The organism is Microcoleus sp. D2_18a_D3 (assembly GCF_036702455.1).
Taxonomy (GTDB): Bacteria; Cyanobacteriota; Cyanobacteriia; order Cyanobacteriales; family Microcoleaceae; genus Microcoleus.
Map to the genome: position 1 here is coordinate 291,834 of NZ_JAUBTK010000001.1, position 23,616 is coordinate 315,449.

The 23,616-nt window shown below is 45.7% G+C and carries 21 protein-coding genes and 1 pseudogene; 11 read left to right on the forward strand and 11 right to left on the reverse strand.

The features are described 5' to 3' along the window. Positions 1–270 precede the first annotated feature (270 nt). Positions 271–1,611 (reverse strand): adenylosuccinate synthase, encoded by a 1,341-nt coding sequence (locus QUB06_RS01310; protein ID WP_333433901.1) that lies wholly within the window; start codon positions 1,609–1,611, stop codon positions 271–273. A gap of 392 nt (positions 1,612–2,003) precedes the next feature. Between QUB06_RS01310 and QUB06_RS01315 the strand changes: the two genes are divergently transcribed. Next, positions 2,004–3,041, forward strand: a complete 1,038-nt coding sequence (locus QUB06_RS01315) for an adenosine deaminase (protein WP_333433902.1) — start codon at positions 2,004–2,006, stop codon at positions 3,039–3,041. Between the two features lie 93 nt (positions 3,042–3,134). Here QUB06_RS01315 and QUB06_RS01320 read toward each other — a convergent pair whose 3' ends face one another. Beyond that, positions 3,135–3,677, reverse strand: coding sequence for a Uma2 family endonuclease (locus QUB06_RS01320; RefSeq protein WP_333433903.1), 543 nt, complete (start codon positions 3,675–3,677; stop codon positions 3,135–3,137). 160 nt (positions 3,678–3,837) lie between these two features. Here QUB06_RS01320 and QUB06_RS01325 point away from each other — a divergent pair, with 160 nt between their 5' ends. The 6 genes from QUB06_RS01325 (at position 3,838) to QUB06_RS01350 (ending at position 10,269) form a co-directional block, all read left to right on the forward strand. Next, positions 3,838–5,142: an aspartate aminotransferase family protein gene (locus tag QUB06_RS01325; RefSeq protein WP_333433904.1), complete on the forward strand. Its 1,305-nt coding sequence runs from the start codon at positions 3,838–3,840 to the stop codon at positions 5,140–5,142. A gap of 266 nt (positions 5,143–5,408) precedes the next feature. Beyond that, on the forward strand, positions 5,409–6,896 hold the full coding sequence (locus tag QUB06_RS01330; protein WP_333433905.1) for a TldD/PmbA family protein: 1,488 nt from the start codon (positions 5,409–5,411) through the stop codon (positions 6,894–6,896). Between the two features lie 20 nt (positions 6,897–6,916). After that, positions 6,917–7,258, forward strand: coding sequence for a DUF6883 domain-containing protein (locus QUB06_RS01335; RefSeq protein WP_333280146.1), 342 nt, complete (start codon positions 6,917–6,919; stop codon positions 7,256–7,258). Beyond that, positions 7,248–7,499 carry a DUF4926 domain-containing protein gene (locus QUB06_RS01340; RefSeq protein ID WP_333144873.1) on the forward strand — a complete coding sequence of 84 codons (252 nt, stop codon included), beginning with the start codon at positions 7,248–7,250 and terminating at the stop codon, positions 7,497–7,499. Before QUB06_RS01335 ends, QUB06_RS01340 begins: the two co-directional genes overlap by 11 nt. Positions 7,500–7,558: 59 nt before the next feature. After that, the gene (locus tag QUB06_RS01345; protein ID WP_333433906.1) at positions 7,559–8,905 is read left to right on the forward strand and encodes a TldD/PmbA family protein; all 1,347 of its coding nucleotides are present in this window, start codon (positions 7,559–7,561) and stop codon (positions 8,903–8,905) included. Between the two features lie 239 nt (positions 8,906–9,144). After that, on the forward strand, positions 9,145–10,269 hold the full coding sequence (locus QUB06_RS01350; protein ID WP_333433907.1) for a THUMP domain-containing protein: 1,125 nt from the start codon (positions 9,145–9,147) through the stop codon (positions 10,267–10,269). Positions 10,270–10,475: 206 nt separating this feature from the next. Here QUB06_RS01350 and hpxZ read toward each other — a convergent pair whose 3' ends face one another. The 3 genes from hpxZ to QUB06_RS01365 all read right to left on the reverse strand — a co-directional run bounded on the left by hpxZ (position 10,476) and on the right by QUB06_RS01365 (position 12,625). Further along, positions 10,476–10,868, reverse strand: coding sequence for an oxalurate catabolism protein HpxZ (gene hpxZ / locus QUB06_RS01355; protein WP_333433908.1), 393 nt, complete (start codon positions 10,866–10,868; stop codon positions 10,476–10,478). Positions 10,869–11,099: 231 nt separating this feature from the next. After that, on the reverse strand, positions 11,100–11,519 hold the full coding sequence (locus QUB06_RS01360) for a peptidylprolyl isomerase (protein ID WP_333433909.1): 420 nt from the start codon (positions 11,517–11,519) through the stop codon (positions 11,100–11,102). Positions 11,520–11,755: 236 nt separating this feature from the next. Further along, on the reverse strand, positions 11,756–12,625 hold the full coding sequence (locus tag QUB06_RS01365; RefSeq protein ID WP_333433910.1) for a prohibitin family protein: 870 nt from the start codon (positions 12,623–12,625) through the stop codon (positions 11,756–11,758). A 145-nt stretch (positions 12,626–12,770) separates the two neighbouring features. Here QUB06_RS01365 and QUB06_RS01370 point away from each other — a divergent pair, with 145 nt between their 5' ends. Further along, positions 12,771–13,562 (forward strand): RNA ligase family protein, encoded by a 792-nt coding sequence (locus tag QUB06_RS01370; RefSeq protein WP_333433911.1) that lies wholly within the window; start codon positions 12,771–12,773, stop codon positions 13,560–13,562. A gap of 15 nt (positions 13,563–13,577) precedes the next feature. After that, positions 13,578–14,732: an AAA family ATPase gene (locus tag QUB06_RS01375; protein ID WP_333433912.1), complete on the forward strand. Its 1,155-nt coding sequence runs from the start codon at positions 13,578–13,580 to the stop codon at positions 14,730–14,732. Between the two features lie 85 nt (positions 14,733–14,817). Here QUB06_RS01375 and QUB06_RS01380 read toward each other — a convergent pair whose 3' ends face one another. Together QUB06_RS01380 and QUB06_RS01385 are read right to left on the reverse strand one after the other, a co-directional pair. Next, positions 14,818–15,027: an acetyltransferase gene (locus QUB06_RS01380; protein ID WP_333433913.1), complete on the reverse strand. Its 210-nt coding sequence runs from the start codon at positions 15,025–15,027 to the stop codon at positions 14,818–14,820. A 27-nt stretch (positions 15,028–15,054) separates the two neighbouring features. Continuing rightward, entirely contained in the window at positions 15,055–16,221 is a 1,167-nt protein-coding gene (locus QUB06_RS01385; RefSeq protein ID WP_333433914.1) for a zinc-dependent alcohol dehydrogenase, read from the reverse strand. Positions 16,222–16,882: 661 nt separating this feature from the next. Between QUB06_RS01385 and mutS the strand changes: the two genes are divergently transcribed. Continuing rightward, on the forward strand, positions 16,883–19,510 hold the full coding sequence (mutS, locus tag QUB06_RS01390; protein ID WP_333433915.1) for a DNA mismatch repair protein MutS: 2,628 nt from the start codon (positions 16,883–16,885) through the stop codon (positions 19,508–19,510). Positions 19,511–19,709: 199 nt separating this feature from the next. Here the strand turns inward: mutS and QUB06_RS01395 are convergent, their stop codons facing one another. The 3 genes and pseudogenes from QUB06_RS01395 to QUB06_RS01405 all read right to left on the reverse strand — a co-directional run bounded on the left by QUB06_RS01395 (position 19,710) and on the right by QUB06_RS01405 (position 22,072). Beyond that, positions 19,710–20,033: a hypothetical protein gene (locus tag QUB06_RS01395; RefSeq protein ID WP_333433916.1), complete on the reverse strand. Its 324-nt coding sequence runs from the start codon at positions 20,031–20,033 to the stop codon at positions 19,710–19,712. Positions 20,034–20,078: 45 nt separating this feature from the next. Continuing rightward, on the reverse strand, positions 20,079–20,234 hold the full coding sequence (locus QUB06_RS01400) for a hypothetical protein (protein ID WP_333433917.1): 156 nt from the start codon (positions 20,232–20,234) through the stop codon (positions 20,079–20,081). A 157-nt stretch (positions 20,235–20,391) separates the two neighbouring features. Next, positions 20,392–22,072 (reverse strand): annotated as a pseudogene (locus tag QUB06_RS01405) (IS1634 family transposase). Here QUB06_RS01405 and QUB06_RS01410 point away from each other — a divergent pair. Then, entirely contained in the window at positions 22,067–22,249 is a 183-nt protein-coding gene (locus QUB06_RS01410; protein ID WP_333280177.1) for a hypothetical protein, read from the forward strand. The pseudogene QUB06_RS01405 and the gene QUB06_RS01410 overlap by 6 nt on opposite strands. Before the next feature lie 395 nt (positions 22,250–22,644). On the opposite strand, the gene QUB06_RS01415 is transcribed toward QUB06_RS01410, so the two are convergent. After that, positions 22,645–23,430 carry a reverse transcriptase domain-containing protein gene (locus QUB06_RS01415; RefSeq protein WP_445251354.1) on the reverse strand — a complete coding sequence of 262 codons (786 nt, stop codon included), beginning with the start codon at positions 23,428–23,430 and terminating at the stop codon, positions 22,645–22,647. Positions 23,431–23,616: the final 186 nt, after the last annotated feature.

The following is a 23,616-nucleotide window of genomic DNA, read 5'->3' on the forward strand; positions in this document are numbered from 1 at the left end:
AACTTACTTTCGGGAAAATATTACAAGTCATTAGTGTCAACTTAAGGCTAAAATCTTTGATAAATCTCACTTTTATTGTAGTCTAGATCCCCCTCGCATACCCCCTACTCCCCATTAATAAGGGGAGTAGGGGTTGACTTTGAGAAGAGTCTTGTCCCCCCCTTCTTAAGGGGAGTAGGGGTTGAGTAGGGGGCAAGCTAAGGGGGGATCTAGATTTAATAGTCAAACAGCAGTCTCTGACTGGGTTTGACGTTAAGTTTCGACCAATGATTACGAGTGTGCTGCTACAGGCGTACCGTCAGCAGAGAGCAAAGCGCGTTTCGGGCCGTGAATCGGGTCTTCTACAATAATAGTTTGGTCGCGGCTCGCACCGAGAGAAACGATCGCGATCGGCACTTCCATCAAATCTGCCAAAAACTTCAGATAATCCAATGCTTGCTGCGGCAAATCTTCCAAATTCCGGCACTCTTCCGTAGACTGTTTCCAACCGGGAAGGGTTTCGTAAATAGGTTTGCAGCGAGCAAATATCCGGGAACTTTTCGGGAAATCAACACATTTCTCGCCGTCAATTTCGTAAGCAACGCAAACTTTTATTTCTTCTAATTCATCCAACACATCTAGTTTGGTAATTGCCAGACAGTCAAGGCCGTTGATGCGGACTGCGTAGCGGCCGATTACTGCGTCGAACCAACCGCAGCGGCGTTTCCTACCGGTTGTCGTGCCGAATTCTGCACCTCTCTCGCCCAAAATTGCGCCAATTCCATCTACCATTTCGGTAGGGAAGGGGCCTTCTCCGACGCGGGTTGTATAAGCTTTTGCTACGCCAATTACGCGATCGATCGCTGTTGGGCCGACTCCGGTTCCCACACAAGCCCCACCAGCGATGGGATTGCTGGAAGTAACGTAAGGATAAGTACCGTGATCTAAGTCTAATAAAGTGCCTTGCGCGCCTTCAAACAGAATATTTTTCCGCTTTTGAAGTCCCTCATAAATCTTCAGGGAACTATCAACTACGTGCGGCCGCAAACGTTCCGCATAAACTCGATATTCATCAATTACCTCTTGCGGATTTAAAGGCGGCAAATTGTAGAGTTTTTCGAGAAGGACATTTTTACAATTAATCGTCCATTCCAATTGTTCTTGCAACCCATCCAAGTCCATTAAATCTAGCATCCGAATGCCAGTGCGTTCCGACTTGTCGGCGTAAGTAGGGCCAATGCCGCGTCCCGTCGTCCCGATTTTATAATTTCCCCGCTGGGTTTCCGATGCTACATCAATTAATCGATGATAGGGCATCGTTACGTGAGCCGTCTCCGAAATCATCAGCGAGGTTGTTGAAATATTCAGTGCCTCTAACTGGTCTAACTCTGCAATTAAAACTTTAGGGTCGATCACCGTGCCGCAGCCGATGATACACTCTTTATCAGGGTAGAGAATCCCGGACGGAATTAAGTGCAGCTTGAAAGTCTGACCGTTTACTACCACGGTGTGACCCGCGTTGACGCCCCCTTGGTAGCGGACAACGATATCTGCGGATTTGCTGAGCAAATCGGTAATTTTGCCTTTTCCTTCATCGCCCCACTGGGCGCCGATCACAACTACGTTAGCCAAGGGTTTCTCGCGTTCAGTTCAGGTTGACACAATCTCCGATTATGTACGAACGTGTCCCGGATGTCAAATAAATTTTTGTTACAATTGAAAGACTTGAGGCTGTATTGCTCTGATCAACCCACTTCCAGCACTATCGGGGGACTTGGGAAGGGAGATCCCGAGAGGGGGAGAATGGGAGAGGGGAGAATGAGAGAGGATTTGATGAGTTTTTATGGGAATCCAATGTGCAGCTTAAATGTGGAACAGTTTACCTGCTGGAGGTTGTTGGCTGGTATGGCGGAAAACCCGGTTTCTGGCCACTGATGCGTATAGGACTAAATTACAAATTCTTCAATCCTTCAATTCTTCAATCCTTCAATTCTTTCAATCTAAAATCTAAAATCTAAAATCGCATGACTTTACACGCTGAGTTGCACCGCCATCTGGGTGGTTCTGTCGTTCCTAGGGTGCTGTGGCGGTATTTCGATCGCCACAATGCTGAGATGGTTAATCGATTTCAACAATACTCGGAGTTTGAGGATTTTTACACTCGTCCACGCAATACTCTCAATGAGTATTTGGAACTGCACACGCTGGTAGAAAGCGTTCAAACTGTTGAGACGTTGCCTTATTTTATCTATCGGTTGATGCGGGGCGCTTACGTGTTTGAAAATATGGCTTATTTGGAGTTGCGCTATACGCCTTATTTGCGGACTCCAGAACATTTGGATCAATCAGAACGCATTGATTTGATGGCAGAAATTGTACAAGTTGTGGGCAAGGCCAGTCAAATTAGCGATTGTCCGATTGTTACTAGCCAAATTTTGTGTATGCACTCGCGTTTGCCTTATGAAGTGAATCGGGCGATCGTAGACTTGGCCGCACAAATGGGAGAATACGTTTGCGCGATCGATCTAGCTGGCGGCGATGCGGCTATTGGCGAGCGTTTGGAGGAGTTTGTCGGATTGTATCAGTACGCGAGGTCGATCGGCATCAAAACTACCGGCCACCTCTACGAAACTACCTCTGGCTGTTATCCCGAACTTTTGCCCTATCTGATGCGGATCGGCCACGGGATTCAAATTCCGTTAAAATATCCCGAACTGCTGCCAGAAGTCGCGCGCAGGGGTCAATGCTTGGAAGTTTGCCCGACTACCTATCTCAAAACGGGGACGTTGCAGGATATGCGGGAATTGAAGGTTGTGTTCGATCGATGTTTTGAAGCTGGCGTGGATATTGCCATTTGCACTGACAACGCGGGATTGCACAACGTGCGATTGCCTTTCGAGTACGAGAATTTGTTAACTTTGGATATCATTGATTTTCGGCAGTTGCAAGCGTGTCAAGAAGCTGCTTTCCGCCATGCTTTCGCGTGGCCCTACGGGGAGAGGCCTGTGAAAATGCTAACTGGTTTGTTGCAGCATGAGTCTGTGGAGGCGATCGTGAATTAACTGTGTAAGCTTCTCTCAATGGTTCGTAGTGAGGAATGCAAGTCCTTCTTCATAGAGAGGACTTGCATTCCTTACTACGAACCGACTAATTTTTCAATCAAAAACGGGTGGCCACAAGTCAGAAATTGGCAATTCCCAGCCAGGGAAAAACTCTCGAATTGTCAATATGTCTCCATCTCTGAGCACTTCCGGCTCGGCTGCTGTACGATATACTGTGAGAGTTAATCTGTCCGGGTCAATCAATATTCCCACTTCCGTTCCAAGACTCAAAAATGATTGTATTTTTTCTTTGATAGGTTTGATGCGAGCGGTTTTAGATTTAATTTCCACCATCAAGTCAGGAACCAATTCTACAAAATCCCGCCGACTCCGCTTCAGCTTTTCTGCTTTGACAAAAGATACATCTGGTGCGCGCAAGTCACTATTTGGTAAAATAAAGCCAGCGCTGGAACCCGTTAATCGACCCAGCTTGCGTGGCAGTACCCAGATTCCCAAAAGAATAATTAACCGAGAACCAATTTCATCTGAGGTGTAATCGCATGGGCCCATTGCAATGATATTCCCCTGTATTAACTCTAGTCGCCATTCAGGATGTTCGGCTTGTACTTTTTCTAAGTCTTTGACAGTTAGTGACATGATCGAGTCTCCGTCTAATACCTAAGTCTATCATAAACTAAGCTTTAATTAAAACAGCAAAGAGATATTTGTAAAATTATAATAAGCGTCTGGCGATCGGCAATCGGTAGCAAGTTATAGTTTGGAGGCAGAATCATCAATATAAAAAAATAAAAAAACGATGACAAATATGGACGCTTACTGGATGCCCTTCACTGCCAACCGACAGTTTAAAGCGAATCCGCGAATATTGGTTTCGGCAAAAGATATGCACTTTACAAGCGATGATAACCGCTCAATTTTAGATGGTACTGCGGGGCTGTGGTGCGTGAATGCAGGACACGCCCGCGAGACAATTGCCGAAGCAGTTAAACAGCAGGTTTTGCGTTTGGATTACTCTCCGGCTTTTCAGATGGGACATCCGGGTGCTTTTGAATTAGCGGAACGTTTGGTGAAGATGATTCCGGGCAATTTCGATCGCGTTTTCTTTACTAATTCTGGCTCGGAATCGGTGGAAACAGCGTTAAAAATTGCGATTGCTTATCACCGGGTGAAAGGTGAAGGAACTCGCCAAAGATTGATCGGTAGGGAACGCGGCTATCACGGCGTTGGTTTTGGGGGGATTTCTGTCGGCGGTATCGGTACAAACCGCAAGTTTTTTGGCAGTTTGCTCACGGGAGTCGATCATTTGCCTCACACTCACAATCTCGAACACAATGCTTTCAGCCGCAAACAACCGGAATGGGGAGCGCATTTGGCGGATGAATTGGAGCGGATTGTCGCTTTGCACGATGCGTCGAATATTGCAGCGGTAATTGTGGAACCAGTGGCTGGTTCTACAGGGGTTTTGATTCCCCCGAAAGGTTATTTGGAGCGACTGCGGGCGATTTGCGACAAATACGGAATTCTGCTGATTTTTGATGAGGTAATTACCGGATTCGGGCGACTAGGATCTAGTTTTGCTACGGAATATTTTGGGGTTGTTCCCGATATTGTGACGGCGGCGAAAGGTATAACTAACGGTACGGTGCCGATGGGGGCGGTGTTTGTGAAAGAAGGCATTTATGATGCTTTTATGAATGCTCCTGAAAATGCGATCGAGCTTTTTCACGGTTATACTTATTCTGGTCATCCTCTGGCTTGTGCCGCTGCTCTGGCGACGCTGGATATTTATGAGGAAGAAAGGCTGTTTGAACGAGCTGATAAGATGGCTGGTTATTGGGAAAATGCGGTGCATTCTTTGAAGGGGGTGCGGCACGTAATTGATGTTCGGAATCTGGGACTGGTGGCGGGTATTGAGTTGGAATCTATTGCTGGGAAGCCGGGGAAACGGGCTTTTGATTGTTTTATTCAGTGCTATGAAAAAGGCTTGCTGATTCGCACGACTGGTGATATTATTGCTTTGTCGCCACCGCTGATTATTGAGAAAGAACATATCGATCGCCTTGTGGAAATTTTAACCGGGGTTTTGCAGGAGATGGAGTGAGATTAAACTGAGATATTGCCCAATGATAAACAACAGGCAAGATGCCTGTTCCACAAAGAGTGAATTTATTGTGGGGTGGGTATCCTGCCCGCCAATAAACTCACTCTTTGTACTATTTTTAAGAACAGGCAAGATGCCTGTTCCACAAAGAGTGAATTTATTGTTTGGTGGGCATCCTGCCCGCCCATAGCAGGCTTGTTGAAAATGGTTCAAAAAATTGAAAAGCGCTATAATAATTAACAACTAACGACGAATGACGAATAACTATGGTGCAATTAACTGCAAAAATCTCTGCTAACGAGTTAGCAAATTTAGCTGTAGATTTGATTCGGAAAACAGGTTGCGAGTACGGTGATGTGCGTTTTTGCACTTACCGAAAGCAGAATCTTTACGCGCGCGATCGATCTTTAAGTCAACTGTCCGATAACGTAAGTTCCGGTTTTGGCGTGCGAGTGCTTCTAGACGGCGCTTGGGGGTTTGCCGCCAGTCACAGCAAAACACCCGCAGAGGTTGCAAGAATAGTCGCTTTGGCTGTAGAAATCGCTAAAGGCAGCCGCTTAACTCAGAAGGAACCGGTGCGGTTAGTGCCTGTCGAAAAATATGTCGATACCTACATTACTCCGATCGCCATTGACCCTTTTTCTGTACCCGTTGCTGAGAAAGCTGAACTGCTGCTAACTATCAACGAGCGGCTGCTAGCACACGGCGCACAAGGCATCAAAAAAGCTTCTTCTTTTTTGCAGTCAAGCCGCGAGGACAAGGTTTTTGCTTCCACAGAAGGCTCGCTAATCGAACAAACAATCTACCGCAGCTATCCGGGTTTTGACTGTACGGCAATTGCGGGCGGCGATGCCCAAAGTCGCAGTTACGAACGCCCGCCGCTGAATATCGGTTACGAACATATTAATCCAGATGATTTGTTGAGTCAAGTCGAAAGAGTTGCCGCCGAAGCTATTGAGAAAGTCAGCGCTCCCACAGTCCCGGCTGGTATTTGCAAATCCCTGATTCTTAAGCCGACAAATTTGTTTTTGACAATCCACGAATCTGTCGGTCATCCAACTGAATTAGACCGGGTTTACGGTTACGAATCTAATTTTGCTGGCACTAGCTTTGCTACTACTGATAAGTTAAATAAACTGCAATACGCTGCACCTTGGGTGAATTTTAAGTGCGATCGCACTCAACCAGGTGGCCGCGGTACAATGGGTTACGATGATGAGGGCGTAAAATCACAAGAGTGGTACGTTGTCAAGGATGGAATTTTAGTTGATTATCTCACTGACAGAGAGACGGCTTATCGCCTCGGACGCGGTAGCAGCAACGGTTCTGCTTACGCTGACAGTTGGTCGAGCGTGCCGATGGTGAGAATTCCCAATTTGGGATTGGAGCCGGGCCCGGATGGCGGCAGCCATACTGCTACTTTGGCAGAGATGATTGCTGATACCGAAGACGGGATTTTAATCGACGGTATGGGTAGTTATTCCATCGACCAGCAGCGGCGCAATTTTCAATTCGGCGGCGATGCTTTTTGGAAGGTGGAAAAAGGTAAAATTGTCGGTATGTTGAAGGATGTAACTTATCAAGCAATGACTACTGATTTCTGGAATCAAATAGATGCGATCGGGCCGGCGTCGGAGCTGGTTCAGTGCGGCACGAATATGTGCGGCAAAGGTGAACCGATGCAGGTTGCTCAGATGACTCACGCTTGTGTGCCGGTGCGAGTGAGAGATATTCAAATTGGGGGAAATTCTTAATTAGATGGTAGGTTTTTAATGTGAAAATTCCAGCGGATGCTATCATACCCGAAGCAAAGTTGACGCGCTATTTACTTGTTGCCAAAGCACAAGATGACAAGTCAAAATTTCTCGCTCAAGGGGGTTTTAGTCAAGATAACCCAGAAGCTTTGTTAGCAGCCATCCAGTTTTTGATAGCGTCGGCTGAGGCAGTAGAAAATGGTGCTAATGAATTCGGAAAGTTCTTTCGCGCCGAAGGTGAGTTGCCAGGGGCTAATGGACGTAATTTAGCAGTTGTTACAATTTGGTTGCAGTGGCAAATTGACGGAAGTTTTCATTTTATTACTCTCAAACCCAAAAAGGAGTCTCGACGTGAAACTTGAACTTTACCAGCGTGTAGCATTGTGTCGGGATATGCCGCTATATCAGCTCAAAAAAGGTGATGTAGCCATGCTAGTGGATCGGGTACCTCATCCAAGGGAAGGCGAAGATGATGGCTGCGTTCTAGAAATATTTAATGCTTTAGGAGAATCGATTTTAGTTGTGGCTGTTTCTCCTTCAGATGTGGAACCTCTGCGAGCAGATGAAGTGTTAGCAGTACGCTCTTTAGTACAGGCGAGTTAACCGTAGTATTGCGGCTAAACGTATTTTCAAATACAACAAATCTTCCGGGACTTTAGCTTATGCTCGTAACAACATCGCCCGCACTTTTAAGTGAAGACCAAGCGTTATCTTTAGTAGAAAAAGCAGTCAAACTCTCCAAAGCAGAGGAAGTATTTGTCAGTCTCTCTACTGGCGAGGAATCTCTTTCCCGCTTCTCGGAAAATCAAATCAGCCAAAATATCAGCAAAACTGTATTTAGCCTGAGCATTACTAGCTATTTCGGTAACAAAAGCGCCTCTGCTGCTGTTACAGAATTTGATCAAGATGCGATCGCCTCTGCAGTCAAGCGATCGGAAGAATTGGCCCGAATTGCGCCGGCAGACCCCGAATGGATGCCGCTGCTGCCGCCTCAAACCTACGATTTGCGATCGCCCGCATTCGACGCAGCAACCGCAACTATATCGCCTCTAGCGCGGGCAGAAATGGTGCAGCAAGCGTGCGCGAGATCCTCCCAGGGGGGGGCTCACGGTTCGGGCACTTTGAGCACTGAGGCGTCGCTGTACGCGATCGCCTCGTCAACCGGACTCCGCGCCTGCAACAACTCTACACACGCTGATTTCAGCTTTACTGCTCGCGTTGAAGACGGTTCTAGTTGGGCGAAGAGCACTGCTTGGAGTATCAACGAATTGCCGATCGCCGAATTAGCAGAACAAGTGCTCGATCGGGCGATCGCATCCCGCAACCCCCGCGAAGTCACTCCCGGCGTTTATCCTGTAATCTTTGACGGCGCTGCTTTTGCGGGCTTGCTACCGTGGGTGATTTGGGGGCTGGATGCGAGGGCGGCGGATGAGGGGCGATCGTTTATGTCGATCGCCGATGCAGAGGGAAAACCAGCGGGAAACCGCGCGGGGGAACAACTTTTCAGCCCGTTAGTGCAAGTGCAGCGCGATCCGGCTCATCCTTTGTTGCGATCGAATACTTTTTTTGGCGACGGATTGAGCAATAACTATTTGGAAATCGTCAAAGATGGCGTGCCTCAAAGTTTGTCTTATTCCCGCTACTGGGCGGCACAAAAAGGCAAAGAGGCAAAAGGTGCTTATTACCCGATCGTAATGACAGGTTCCGACCAAAGTTTAGCAGATTTAATTGCTCAAACCGAGCAAGGAATTTTTGTTAGTCGAGCTTGGTACGTGCGCTACGTTAATCCGAAAACATTGGAAGTAACGGGGATGACTCGCGATGGTACTTTTTGGATTGAGGATGGCAAAATTGCTTACCCGATTAAAAACTTGCGTTTCAATCAAGTTTTACCTGATATGTTGCGCGATGTGGATGCCGTTAGTGCGGTGAAGCGTTACGGCGGTAGTGTCGTACCCGGAGTGCGCGTGAAAGCTTTTAATTTCACGAGTATTACTGACAGTTTGTGACTTGCAAAGGTGAGGTGCCCGGAAACCCACCCGGAGGAGGTGGGTTTTTGTGTCGGTAAGGTAGATTGGGTGCGGGTTCGGGCGATCGCCTGTTAACAAAGCTGTTCGGAAAATTAGTATTTTTTTTACCGAGGCATCTAGCTTAAGGTAGAGTATTGTTTGTGAGAGTTAGGATTTAAACCAGCTACTATCTAATTTAGAGCGATCGAAAAAAAGCAATTACCAATTATCAATTATCAATGAATCAATATTTTGCTACAGTTGCGCGCGGTTTAGAAACTATTGCCGCCCAAGAATTAGAACGTTTAGGGGCCGAGGATGTCAAGCCAGATTTTACAGGGGTTTATTTTGCGGGCGATCGCGCTTTATTGTACCGCGTCAATCTTTGGTCGAGAACGATTTTTCGAGTGCTAATGCCGATCGCCGAATTCCGGTGTTACAACTCGGATATGCTCTACCGCGAAGTGCAAAAAATCCCTTGGGACGAATACTTATATCCAGAAAATACTTTAGCAGTAAACTGCACCGGCGGCAACGAAAAGTTGAACCACACTCACTTTACAGCTTTGCAGGTCAAAAATGCGATCGCCGACCAACAGCGCCTTCAATTTAACAAGCGTTCTAATGTTGATGTAGAGCATCCCGATTTGCTAATTAACATTCACATTCATCAAGATAGAGCTATTTTAAGTTTAGACAGTTCTGGAGGCAGTTTGCACCGTCGGGGATATCGACCGGCGATGGGGCTTGCTCCCCTCAAAGAAACCCTAGCTGCCGCTTTGTTGGAGATGGCAGAATGGACGCCTGATTTGCCGTTTTTAGACCCGATGTGCGGTTCTGGAACTTTGCCTTTGGAAGCGACTTTAAAGGCCTTGAATATTGCACCGGGATTGTTTCGAGAAAAGTTTGGATTTATGACTTGGCGGGATTTTGACGAACCTTTGTGGGATAAATTGTGGGCGGAAGCTGAAAATAGTGAGTTACCGGAACTTAAAGAGGTGATTGCAGGGTGCGATCGCGATTTCGATATGTTAACTCAAGCTCGCACGAACGCGCAGCAAGCTGGTATTTCCGGTAAGATTCAGTTTGCTCAAACCGAGTTATCCCAGTTGGAAGCCCCCGCAGACAAAGGAGTGCTGATTTGCAATCCTCCCTACGGAGAGCGCCTGGGAGATGCTAGCGAATTGGGAGATTTGTACAAGATGTTGGGGGATATTTTTAAGCATCGTTTTAAAGGTTGGAATGCGTTTATTTTGACTGGAAATAAGGAGTTGGGTAAAAAGGTGGGGCTCAGGACATCGCGGCGGATTCCGGTTTTTAATGGATCGATTCCGTGTACTTTGCTCAAATATGAACTGTATTAGAGGAGCGTAGCAGGGAAAATAGCGGTAATGAGGAAGCTACTGCAAAAGTGGAGAACCAAGAAAGCAGAAGATAGGTGACAAGGCAGAGACAGGCACTAATAGTAAAGGAAAAAAAGAATATCTGCGGAATTAAATGGCTCAACAATAATTAAATTCAAATACCGACAGGGGAAATTATTTCACCTTGCTCGGAGGTGTGTCACCCCTCATCCCTCCAGCGGCAAAAAAGAAACGTGAGCCGAAACAATCTTCCACCCTTGAGGAAACTTGCGCCACATCTGACTCTGCCGCCCCAGCCGCACCACTCCATCCATCACACGGCGGAATTCCAGCGTCACCGCCGCCGTGTCTGCATCGAAAGTCACGACTTTGAGGTTGAACATTTCTCGATCGACATTTACAGGCGATCGCCCTTTGCGAAAAGCCCTCACCTCATCGCTCCCGTACAGGTTCTCCGTCACCCCAAACCGCACAACTTCCGGCGCATCCCAGAACAAATTATCGAGAGTTTCAATATCATTCGTACACAGAGCTTTTTCGTATTTTAAATATAGTTCAGTTAACTGGGCCACCACAGCAGAATCATTGATAACAGTCATTCGATTTTAGATTTTAGATTTTAGATTTTAGATTGACACCACGGATAAATCCGGGGGCTTGAGGATGCAAGGATTTGGGATTTGGGATTGATTCCACGCATAAATCACGTGGCGGATACCATCAAGAAATTATAGGTCATAAATTGTAGATTTTCTAACTTTTAACTTTCACAAGTTTTGTTTGCAATAAGGACTAAAGTCCTTACTACAAACGCAACTCATTAAGGAAAATTAATGCTCAATTTTGAGCGAAATAATCTTGTCACCTTGGCGGATAGCATTGACGACAGACATATCCTCAGTTTTGCCAAAAGTTGTGTGCACTCCATCTAGATGAGACTGGGGAGAATGGCAAATAAAGAATTGGCTGCCACCCGTATCGCGGCCTGCGTGAGCCATCGATAAAGTTCCTGCCAAATGTTTGTTGGAGTTAATTTCGCACTTGATTTTGTAGCCGGGGCCGCCAGTTCCATTGCCTTTTGGACAGCCACCTTGAATCATAAAGTTAGGAATGACTCGGTGAAACGTCAATCCATCGTAAAAACCTTTTTCCGCTAAGTCAACAAAATTTTTCACTGTGTTAGGCGCATCCGCATCGAACAATTCCAAATTGATTGTGCCTTTGTCGGTTTCCATAATAGCGCGGGTCATGATTTCTCCTGGCTTCCTAAAATGAGTGTGTTGCCTGCGTGTTAATTGCGGACTTCGCTTTTATAACGACAGGTTTCAAACTGTCGTTATATTGTGGCTTTCAGAAGTGTAGCATATTCCCGCAACTCTCATAGGACTTATGTGCACTTTCTGAGGAAACCCGGTTTATTGCGAGATTTCTGGTTAGCAAAGCCAATATTTTCGGAAGCACCCAGTTTGTAACCCTCAGCCATATTTTAATTGTTGGTCACTTGCGGGCGATCGGGTTCTTCCTGAATATCGTTCATATTAAAAATGAAAGGAACCCGACTCGAACCTGCGCCCATAACTAGCACTTTTGGCATCTGAGCCCCGCCGCTTCTCCAAGCTTCGATCGCCTCTTTTTGCAGAACTAAATTGCCGCCCTGAGCCTTCAAAGTTTCAGCCAACAGCCTTTGAGCTTCAGCCCTACCTTGAGCGCGGTTAATGTCAGCTTGAGCCTGTTGTTCTGCTTCCTGAGCCACATAAACAGCCCTTTGCGCCCGCTGTTCAGCAACCTGTTTCTCCTCAACCGCTTTCGCAAAATCTGCGGAGAATCGAATGTTAACCACGCTCGTATCTAGTACGATTACATCATACTTTGATAGCCTCTCCTTCAGCGCAGTATCAAAGTCTCGCTTCAGTTCACTTCTTTGAGTAATAGATTGTTCGGCGGTTCTCAGTGCAGCGGCTGTTTTAAATGCTTCTTGCGTCTGAGGAGCAATAATTTTTGAGACTATATTCTCCAAAGTTCCTTGAGTCCTTCTGATCTCCACTATTTTCTCAGCATCAAGGCGAAAATTGATCGCAAAACTAGCATTTAAATCCTGGAGGTCTTTAGTAGCACTCTGGGCGGGAACTTCAAATTTTTGCACTGTTACATCGTACACATCTACCTTGGATATTAGCGGGGGTCTGAGGTGAAACCCCTCTAACAATGCTCCATCTGTGGCTTTTCCTAAAACGCTGACCACCCCTGCTTCACCTGGATTGATGATGACAAAAGAGTTTAAGGCGATGAGTAGCGCGCCTACTAATAGAATCCCAGCGAGTGCTGATGATATGCTCTGGAAACTTTGATTTTTCAACTTACACGCTCCTTTGTGCTCATTCCATTATAATGGTTAAATAGATTCGATCGCCTCTAAATTATAAAATCTCAAATCTAAAATTACTACAATCTAAAATGGATGGGGTCGCCTCTCAAATCTAAAATATAAAAGGGATTGGCTGATGCTCAAAATTGTTAAATATCCTAGAACTTATCACATCGAAGGTTCGCGTTTCCAGCCGGGAGATGAAGACCTCGACAGCGTGCCATTTAGCGTTTTGATCGATCGCCCTCTAATTATAGAAGAAAAGGTAGACGGCGCTAATACAGGCATCAGCTTCGCACCCGATGGACAAATGCTGCTGCAAAGTCGCGGCCACTATCTCACCGGCGGGCCGAGGGAAAAACATTTTAACTTATTCAAACAGTGGGCTTTCAGTCTCAGCGGAACCCTGGGAGAAGTGCTGGGAAATCGCTACATTCTTTACGGCGAATGGCTTTATGCGAAACACACTGTTTTTTATGATTTTTTGCCGCACTATTTTATGGAATACGACGTGCTCGACTTAGAAACCAGTCAATTTCTGAGTACAGAATCCCGCCGCAAGTTGTTAAGCGGACTGCCGTTAGTGTCCGTTCCCGTGCTGTTTTCGGGAGTGCTGAAATCGCCCAAGCAAATGATGCAGTTTATGGAAAAATCTAATTTTATTCAACCTGGACATTTGGAGCGATTGCGTTTGTACTGCGGGGAATTGGGATTAGATGAAGAACGATGTTTGAAAGAGACTGACAAGAGTGAGATTATGGAAGGTCTGTACATTAAAGTCGAAGAATATGGCATAGTAAAAGCGCGTTACAAATACGTGCGTGCCAGCTTTTTGACGGCTATTAAAAATGCCGAAGGACATTGGCTCAATCGCCCAATTGTACCAAATATTCTGCGTCCCGGTACAGATTTATTTAATTTTAGTTAACCAGTAGGTGAATTTATGAATACACTGTTATCGCCCTTGCCAACTTGGACTTTTCCCTTTTGTCCCCAACCGCCCGATTGGTTCCTGGATTGGGAGGGTATTCAAAATCATTTCGACTGGATTGACAGCCTTAAAGGATGTCAGCAAGACCCGATTTACCATGCCGAAGGAGACGTTTTAATTCATACCAGAATGGTCTGCGAAGCATTAACATCTTCTCCAAATTGGCGGCAACTTCCCCAAAAAGAACGATCGATACTTTTTGCCGCCGCTTTGCTGCACGATGTCGCCAAACCAGCCTTTACAAAAATAGAAGCCGACGGCAGAATTAGTTCAAAAGGTCACGCCCGCCAAGGTGCGAGAATGGTCAGACAAATTTTATCTCAATTCGAGCCGCCTGTGCAGTTTGAGATTCGCGAAACAGTTGTGGCGATCGTCCAATTCGGCAGTTTACCCATCTGGCTGATCGACAAACCCAACCCACAGCAGTCTGTAATTAAAGTTAGTCAAGTTGTCCGCTGCGATTTCCTCGCACTTTTAGCCGAAGCAGACGTGCGCGGCCGACTGTGTAGCGACAGACAAGAACTTCTGGATAAAATAGAACTATTTCGGGAGTTTTGTCAAGAAAATAATTGTTGGGATTCTCCCAGACAATTCCCCTCAGCACACAGCCGATTTATCTACTTCCGCAAAGAGAACGGCAACCCGGATTACGAAGCATTTGACGACACTAAATGCGAAGTAATTTTGATGTCTGGCTTGCCAGGAAGCGGTAAAGATTATTGGATTCGGAAAAATCTCCCATATTTGCCATTAATCTCGCTGGATGCACTGCGAAAAGAGATGAATCTCCCTCCCGACGAGACCCCTGGAAATGTGGTCACAGCCGCCAAAAAAAGAGCACGGGAATACATGAATGAGGAGCGTTCTTTTGTGTGGAACGCCACGAATACTACCAAACAAATGCGGCAGCAATTAATTAATTTTTTTGCTGCTTATCAAGCGCGCATTCGCATTGTTTATCTAGAAGTACCTCTAGAAGAAATATTGCAGCGGAATCGATCGCGCACAGCAACAGTACCGGAAGCAGTCATTCGCAAATTAGCTGCGCGACTGGATATTCCAGACATCACAGAAGCGCATCAAGTCGAGTGGATCGTTAAGAATTAATCTCCCTTTTTACCTAAAACTCTTAAAGCCCCGACTTCTTAAAGAAGTCGGGGCTCTGGGTATTAGGTTGGGGGTTTCCCTTGAATCAGCTAGTTTGATAATTTTCCTCAGTCCAACAGCGCGGCAGAGTTTCACCGGAAGGAAACACTAAATTGCTTTTTGCAAAAGTTGCTTTCTCTTGCTCTTCCTGACCAGCTTGATTTTTTCCCGGCACTTCTTGTTTTGTAGGGCTGATTAAAGCATCTACATCGAGGATTTCTATCAAGTCGCCTGATTCTTTTTCTTGTAAAAGCATAGTTTCTCCTTAAAGGGTAAATGCGAGTTAGGGTTTGAGGACAACTTTGATGCAGTTGTCTTTTTTGTTTTTGAAAATGTCGTAGGCGTGGGGCGCTTCATCCAATTTCATTCGGTGCGTAATTACGAATGACGGGTCAATTTCGCCTTTTTGAACGCGATCAAGCAAAGGCCGCAAATAGCGGTGAACGTGCGTCTGTCCCATTTTCATGGTCAAGCCTTTGTTGAAAGCTGCACCTAATGGCACTTTGTCAACGAAGCCGCCGTAAACGCCGGGAATTGACACTGTGCCGCCCTTGCGACACGCGAGGATCACTTGTCGCAGGGCCGTAGGTCGATCGCTCTCCAAACGCACGGCTTGCTTGGCTTTGTCGTACAAAGCGTCGAGACCGGTGCCGTGGGCTTCCATCCCCACAGCGTCGATGCAGGAGTCGGGCCCGCGTCCCCCCGTCATTTCGGTGACGGCTTCCCCGGCGTCTATTTCTTCGTAATTGATGATTTCAGCTTTGGCCGCGGCCGCCATTTGCAAGCGTTCCGGTATGCGGTCGATCGCAATTACTCGATCGGCCCCCAGCATAAACGCGCTTCTGATCGCAAATTGTCCGACTGGCCCGCATCCCCAAACAGCTACAGTATCCCCCGGCTGAATGTCGCAGTTTTCGGCCGCCATATAACCAGTAGGAAAGATATCGGTGAGGAACAATACTTGTTCGTCAGAAAGTCCGTCGGGAATTTTTAAAGGGCCGACATCTGCAAACGGAACTCGCGCGTATTCTGCTTGTCCGCCTGCATAACCGCCCGTTAAATGCGAGTAGCCAAATAATCCTGCCGGGGAATGACCGAACATTTTTTCAGCCAGCCCAGCATTGGGGTTGGAGTTGTCACACAGCGACCACAAATCGCGGTTGCAAAAAAAGCAACTGCCGCAAGAAATAGTAAAAGGAATCACGACGCGATCGCCCTTTTTTAAGTTCTTGACTTGGCTGCCGAGTTCGACTACTTCCCCCATGAATTCGTGCCCCATGATGTCGCCCGATTGCATTGTCGGGATGAAGCCATTGTAGAGGTGCAAATCTGAGCCGCAGATTGCTGTAGACGTGATTTTAACTATTGCATCGCGCGGATTGATAATTGTTGGGTCTGGTACATTATCAACGCGCACATCATTTGCTCCGTGCCAGCAAAGAGCTTTCATTATTTTTTTCCTCTAGTTAACTACTAGCTAGCAAATTTTTGATTCTAAATCTTACCTTTACTAAGCCGATCAATTACTCGCTTGGATGTTTTTAATTTTAAGCATATAAAATATATATTCTCTCTATCCAAGGTATAATTTAAAAATCTATCTTCCGGCTGTTTTCAATACCAAAAATGTAAAGTTTCTGCCCCTAAAGTGCGGGAAATTTTACATTTTTCCGTTAACTGCCAACAGTTATAGCAACCGCGCCCGACGGTTAGAACATTCTTAATTGCTAAATCCTTGGGGAAGATTGCAACTTCGGTCTTCGTTCAACATCTGCTAGAACAGCTAATAACGAGATGGATGAGGTTGTTTTTGTCGATCGGCGATCGCTCTCATCTCACAAAAAATAAATTTTTCTCACTTAATCTCACTATGACCGATGCCTTTGCTCACTTTAGATAAAAGCCGACCGAAAACTTCTTAAGTAAAAGCGGGTTTATAGATTATTAAGCAGGGCGCGTGACTTTTGTAGAGGTCAACACTCCGCCCAAATCTTGAGAATTACGCACCCTGCTTAAGGGGGATTAATCGTCAAATATTGTATCATTAGTTATAGCTAAAAGCCGAGCTTGCGCTAAAGTTGTTAAAGATTAAAATTTATCGATCGCCTTTTATGCCTTACACTGCATCTACCCCAACAGACCCCAATCAAGCCAACATCCGCAATGCCGACCACCGCCTACTAGAATTCACCAAGCTAACTCCGATGATGCAGCGGTATGTGGAAGTGAAAGAACAGTATCCCCATGCACTTTTATTGTTTCGAGTCGGAGATTTCTTTGAGTGTTTTTTCCAAGATGCAGTTACGATTTCGCGCGAATTAGAACTTGTTTGTACGAGTAAAGAAAGCGGCAAGGAAATTGGCAGAGTGCCGATGACAGGAGTGCCGCACCACGCCCTAGACCGCTACACCTCAATGTTAGTAGAAAAAGGCTATGCTGTGGTAGTTTGCGATCAAGTTGAAGATGCCTCGATAGCTGCGAAAGAAGGCCGCCAAGTCAAGCGAGAAATTACCCGCATTCTCACTCCCGGAACTTTGACTGATGACGGAATGCTTAAGCCCAGACAAAATAATTTTTTAGCAGCAGTCGTCATTGCTGGGGAACATTGGGGATTGGCTTATACAGATATTTCTACGGGAGAATTCGTCACTACCCAAGCAGACAGTTTAGAACAATTAACCCTAGAATTGCTGCGTTTGCAGCCTTCGGAAGTCTTGGTACCGACTAATGCGCCGGATTTGGTGACTATGTTGAGGCCCGGAGAGAAATCCGAGCATTTACCAGAGTGTTTGCCGAATTCGTTTTGCTATTCTTTGCGATCGCAAATTCCGTTTAGTTTGTCCGAAGCAAAACAGAGAATCCTGCAAAAGTTCAAAGTGCGATCGCTCGAAGGCATGGGATGCGGCCATTTGCCCCTCGCAGTGCGCGCCGCCGGCGGTTTGTTGCAATATCTCGAAGAAACTCAAAAGGAAAAAGCAGTTTCTTTGCAAAGATTGCACACTTACACTCTCACCGATTTTCTCATACTCGACTACCAAACTCGCCGCAATCTCGAAATTACTCAAACAGTGAGAGATGGGGTTTTTCACGGTTCGCTGCTGTGGGCTATAGACAAAACCAGCACCGCAATGGGAGGCCGCGCTTTGCGCCGCTGGGTGCTGCAACCTTTGCTCAGCATTAAAGGCATTGGCGCCCGACACGACACGATCCAAGAATTAGTAGAAAATAACGCCCTGCGCCAAGATTTGCAGCAGTTGCTGCGCCAAATTTACGACATCGAAAGACTGACAGGCCGCGCCGGTTCTGGAACAGCTAGCGCGCGGGATTTGGTCGCTTTAGCTGATTCTCTCTCGAAACTGCCGGAATTAGCCTCAATCGCAGCCCAAGGGCGATCGCCCTATTTGAAAGCGCTGCAAAATGTACCGCCCATTTTAGAAGAATTAGCAAGTAAAATTCACGCTCATTTAGTTGACGAACCGCCGATTCATTTAAAAGAAGGAGGTTTAATTCGATCGGGAATCAATCCGATGCTAGATGAAATGCGCCAAACTGCATCAGCAGACCAAGAATGGATTGCCAATTTAGAAGCAACTGAGAGAAAACGCACCGGAATTTCTAATTTAAAAGTCGGCTACAATAAAGCTTTCGGCTATTACATCAGCATTACCAAATCGAAAGTAGACCAAGTACCGAAAGACTACACCCGCAAGCAAACTCTCACCAATGAAGAACGTTATAGCACTGAAGAATTAAAAGAAAGAGAAGTCCGAATTCTGACAGCGCGGGAAGATTTAAATCAATTGGAATACGATATTTTTGCTAAAGTGCGATCGGAGGTAGGAGAACACGCCGAAATTATTCGCAACGTTTCCCGCGCCGTGGCGGCGGCAGATGTTTTGTGCGGTTTGGCAGAAGTAGCAGTTTACCAGAATTACTGCCGCCCGACTATGACAGAAAGTCGGGAAATTAAAATTATTGAAGGTTGTCATCCGGTGGTGGAAAAGTCTTTGCCGCCGGGATTTTTTGTACCTAATTCGGCTTTTTTGGGTCGGGAAGAATCGCTAAACCGCCCAGATTTAATTATTTTAACCGGGCCGAATGCTAGCGGGAAAAGCTGCTACTTGCGGCAGGTGGGTTTGATCCAGTTAATGGCGCAGATGGGCAGTTTTGTGCCGGCGAAAGCTGCGAGTTTGGGAATTTGCGATCGCATTTTTACCCGCGTCGGCGCAGTAGATGATTTGGCAACGGGTCAATCTACGTTTATGGTGGAAATGAACGAAACTGCAAATATTCTCAATCACGCCACGCCACAATCATTGGTGTTGTTAGATGAAATTGGCAGGGGAACGGCAACCTTTGACGGACTTTCTATTGCTTGGTCTGTAGCAGAATATTTAGCAACTGAGATTCGGGCGCGGACAATTTTTGCGACTCACTATCACGAGTTAAATGAGTTAGCTTCTATTTTAGATAATGTCGCCAATTATCAGGTGACAGTGAAAGAATTGCCCGATCAAATCGTATTTTTGCATCAAGTTCAGCCGGGAGGTGCTGACAAATCTTACGGAATTGAAGCGGGCAGATTAGCTGGTTTGCCGCCGTCGGTGATTGACAGGGCGAGACAGGTGATGAAGCAGATTGAGAAACATAGCAAAATTGCGATCGGGCTGCGGAAAGGTGTTAAAAAAGATGGTAAAAAAGAGTCGGAGGGGGAACAGTTGGATATTTTTGAGGATTGAAATTTCCGATGGTCAAAAAAATTGTAGTAACTTCTATATTGCACCATTTTCAATAAGCCTTTCAGGGGCGGGCAGGATGCCCAACCCTACTCCCACAAGAAAATTCACTCTTTGTGGAACAGGCATCTTGCCTGTTCATAAAAATGGTGCAATATCTCAGTTACTACTTTTACTACAAACCAGGAACTCTCCAGCAACTCTAACGCCCATTTTGCAACTTTCTTACCTCTTTGTGTACGCTCATCCCAATTTCCAAAGCCTCATTCAGCAACCGCCCGTATTCAGTCGCCCGATCGCTCACATCCACCGCCATCAAAGCAGCCAAATTACTTTCAATATTAGCAAATAACTCGTAACGGCGACCGATAAATTGCTGATTTTCCCTAAGAATTATTTCTGTCCGCAAAGCACAAACCAAACTTTCCCTAGTAATCTGTAATGCCTCAATTGCATCTCCTCGGTTAATTAAATTGGCTTGTAAATTGCCAGCAGCCGTTAGGCGAGCGATAATATCTAATACCATTTTTTTAAAGATATGATAGACTTGTGTAAAAAGTAAAGGCGAGAATTACAACCCACATTCCGCACCCCCAACTGGCACTACCGGCGGATTGAGGGGGAAAAAGTGAATCATCTGAGATAGAGCGTGAGTAAAAACACCCAAAAATCTATGCAACGAGATCATCACCCAGTTAGGAATTCCTAAAAATTGACGTGAGGGCATAAATTAAATCTTCTTAACCCATAAAACGTCAAAAATCAGACCATTAACAACTATTAATTTCCAGCATATCGCCTGCATTATGACAATAATACATCACTGCTGAATCAACAATTATTTAAATGTAAGTCAGTTTTACCAATCAATAATCGACTTCATTTCATAACACTAAATAATAAGACCGACAGGTGACTGGAAACAAATTTAAGATAGCTAACCGTTCGGATGTCAACTTAGAAACTTGTTGAGTTACTTGAATAAAAACGGCATTAATCGATTGAAAACTTTTGAATAGCGAGCGCAAAGTAGGTCGATTGGTTCCTTTACCCAATTGATTTTTTACGGTTTTATTAGTGAGTTGCAAGTTTTGCCGGAGTAACCTTTGACCTAAAGTATAAACCAAAAAACACAAACCCATTATCAAAGTTAAAGCCTCGATTCTTTCCGGCGACTTTAGAAACACGCTATCCGTAAAAAATAAGGGGTCTTTCAAAAACCCAAACCCTCTCTCTGCCGACTGCTGTTCCTTATATTTTAAAATCATTTCATCAGGATTTAATTGTGATGCCTCCAGCACATTAGTAGCTAAGATAAATCTACCACTAGCTTTTGTTGCCTTGGCTACCGCACGCTTCATCTAATTCTAGTTGTGCTTGAACTTTAAATATTAACTTAGAGCTATAAATGTCAGATATGGTCGAATTAGCATCGGATTTTGCTGTCGATTGTCTGCTACTAATTTGGGTGAAATTATGATATTTTACTTCTGTAGATAAACGACGGGCTGCTGACAAGGCATCGGTGTCACAAGCAAATTCAATATTTGACAACTCTCGCAACTTTTTCTGACCCTCAATTTCAGCTTTTTTGAGTTTTTTTTCTAATTTACGTTGGTCGGCATCACGACGTAAACTGCTCTCTACTACTAACCATCTTTGTGTAATTCCACCATAATTACTTTTGTGTTCTGACCAACTATATCCCGTCACATAACTAGAGTTAAATTCTGTTTCATTTAACTGAAATACCAGTTGCTGCGCTTGTTTTAGGCTCAACGGTACGCGAGTTAACCATCTTAAATTGGTTAACATGGAGAAATTTGGGGCTCAATATAATGCACCCGAAGCAACCATTAAACTGTCCAGATTTAACGGTTGTTTAAACTCCTGAGAAATTGATGTGAATACGGCACGATCTGATTCATTTCCCGAACGCACCCGTAAAAATAGTGGTACATCTCCATCCCTACTACAAATTAAATCTAAAATGAATTGTTTTAAGTCGGGCCTGTGGTCGCGGGAGTAGCCGTAGGTAATCTTAATTGGCACCGCCGATGACACAGGTTTAGTGGAATCGCGATCTCCGCGATCGAGTGCCGTTTCTGACTCGATAACAGATACAGATGCTAGCTCTGATTCGTATTTGCCATGCAGGTGAAAGGAACTTGAATCTAAATGAGCTGTCCCTGTATCGATCTCAATTTTTTGAGCTGCGGAAGCGGCGATAGTAGTAAATATTTGGCTCCTTCCTACTAAATATAGCTTGTCTAATACTCTACCTAAGCGGTATTCGTTAAGGTGTGATGCTTGAATACCTTCACCCATTAAATGTTCGATTGCTTTGCCTTCAAAAAATTTGGGAAATAAGTATAATGGAGCCCAAACGTGCCCTAACCCATTGATAATCATCGCTTTGACTGCCTGACCCGGACTGACAATCTCACCCGGTTGTTCCCCTATTAACTCGTTGATTTTTTGGACAATTCCTATTTCATCAACTAGACCTGCTATCAGACCAAGATGGTCGAGGTTAGAGACGGTTATCTCAGTTGCTTGATGCACGGGCTTCTTGAGTTCGAGCGAGTTGTTTGCTACCTGAGTTTAGACTATTTTTATCCGCAGCGCTGCACAGGGGACGACTGGTTTTTGTTGTTCATTTACACGATCGCACATTTTCATCCTGAATCGTTTTACCAAGCTTTCGAGCGACACAGGTTGGTTGTTGTCGCGCGCACTTAATCTCCAACGATCTTTCACAGAAGCACTTCCGTCGGCTGTATTTTTCAAAATTGACCACAAATCGCGCTCGTCACACGGCTTTCTGAGTATTTATTACTCAAATCTCACCGACCCATCGACTCTTCCTTCCCACCCCAACTGTGTGTGTGCCAGTTGAGGGTGCGGAATGTGGGCTTCATCACCGTATCAGCCATATTTCGATGACCAGACGTCACGCAGCCTCATCAGAGATTCACTTGCGTTCACCCATTCAGTCTTCCTCTTGCCCGGTTTGTCCAAATGGCTTGGACGCTCCTTAGACGTTACCTCCTTGCAAAAGACCCCACCGTTACCAGTGATGCCCTTGGAGATTGAGGATAGGTTTGGACACTAACCTAGAGAAGTCACCTCCTCACTCACAACATGCGACATCGTGTCGCGCTAACCATGTCGTCCGCATAACGAACTGATGGGTGTATGTCCTCTATCCCATTCAACGCAATGTTGGCAAGTAGGGGACTCACCACACCCCCTTGAGGTGTACCCTGTTCGGGGAATTCTGGGTTGACTCCTGCTTTGAGGCATCGGAAGATTCCGAGCTTTATACCCGTTGGGGCAATGAGCCGTTCCATAATTGATTTGTGGCTTATCCTGTCGAAGCACTTTTCGATATCGAGTTCTATGACCCGCTTTTCTATCCCATTTACTCTGGAATTCAGATTGTCGAACAGATATTTCTGCGCGTCGTGTGCCGATCTGCCTGCCCTAAATCCATAACTCCTCGCATGGAAAGTTGCCTCGTGTGCTGGTTCCAGTGCGTATTTAACAAGGCATTGCCATGCTCTGTCCGCAATGGTGGGGACTTTCAGAATACGAGTCTTACCATCTTTCTTAGGGATGGGTATCTCTCGTAGTTTTGAGTGCTTCCAATTGTTAACTGATTGTTTGAGTTGTTCACTCAAAGCGAATCTATCCTCGAATGAGAGGGAAGCCTTACCATCAATTCCGGCAGTCTTTTTTCCAGCATTGAGCTGCGTGACTTGGCGTATTGCCCTTAGCCTCGCTGCGGTGGATTTAAGAATCAGCTTCTGAAGTGAAGCTGCTCTCCGCCTGTCGCCCTCTCGAATAGCTTTGAACACTCGCTTTTGTAGGCGGAATAAGTCACGGCGGAATAAGTCACGGCAACGTTCTCCAGGATTCACTAGCGTTATTGCTGTGTCTAATCATTCTCTACTCCAGTTCATGTTTTCTGAACACCGAGCGACCAATTAGTCGGGTGAGGTTTGAGAGTCACCTCTCTCCCCTCCCCTAAATTAGAGTCGATGCCTGTGTTACCACAGGACACCTCTCCTTCAGAACGCGGACGTGCAGCTTTCACTGCATCCGGC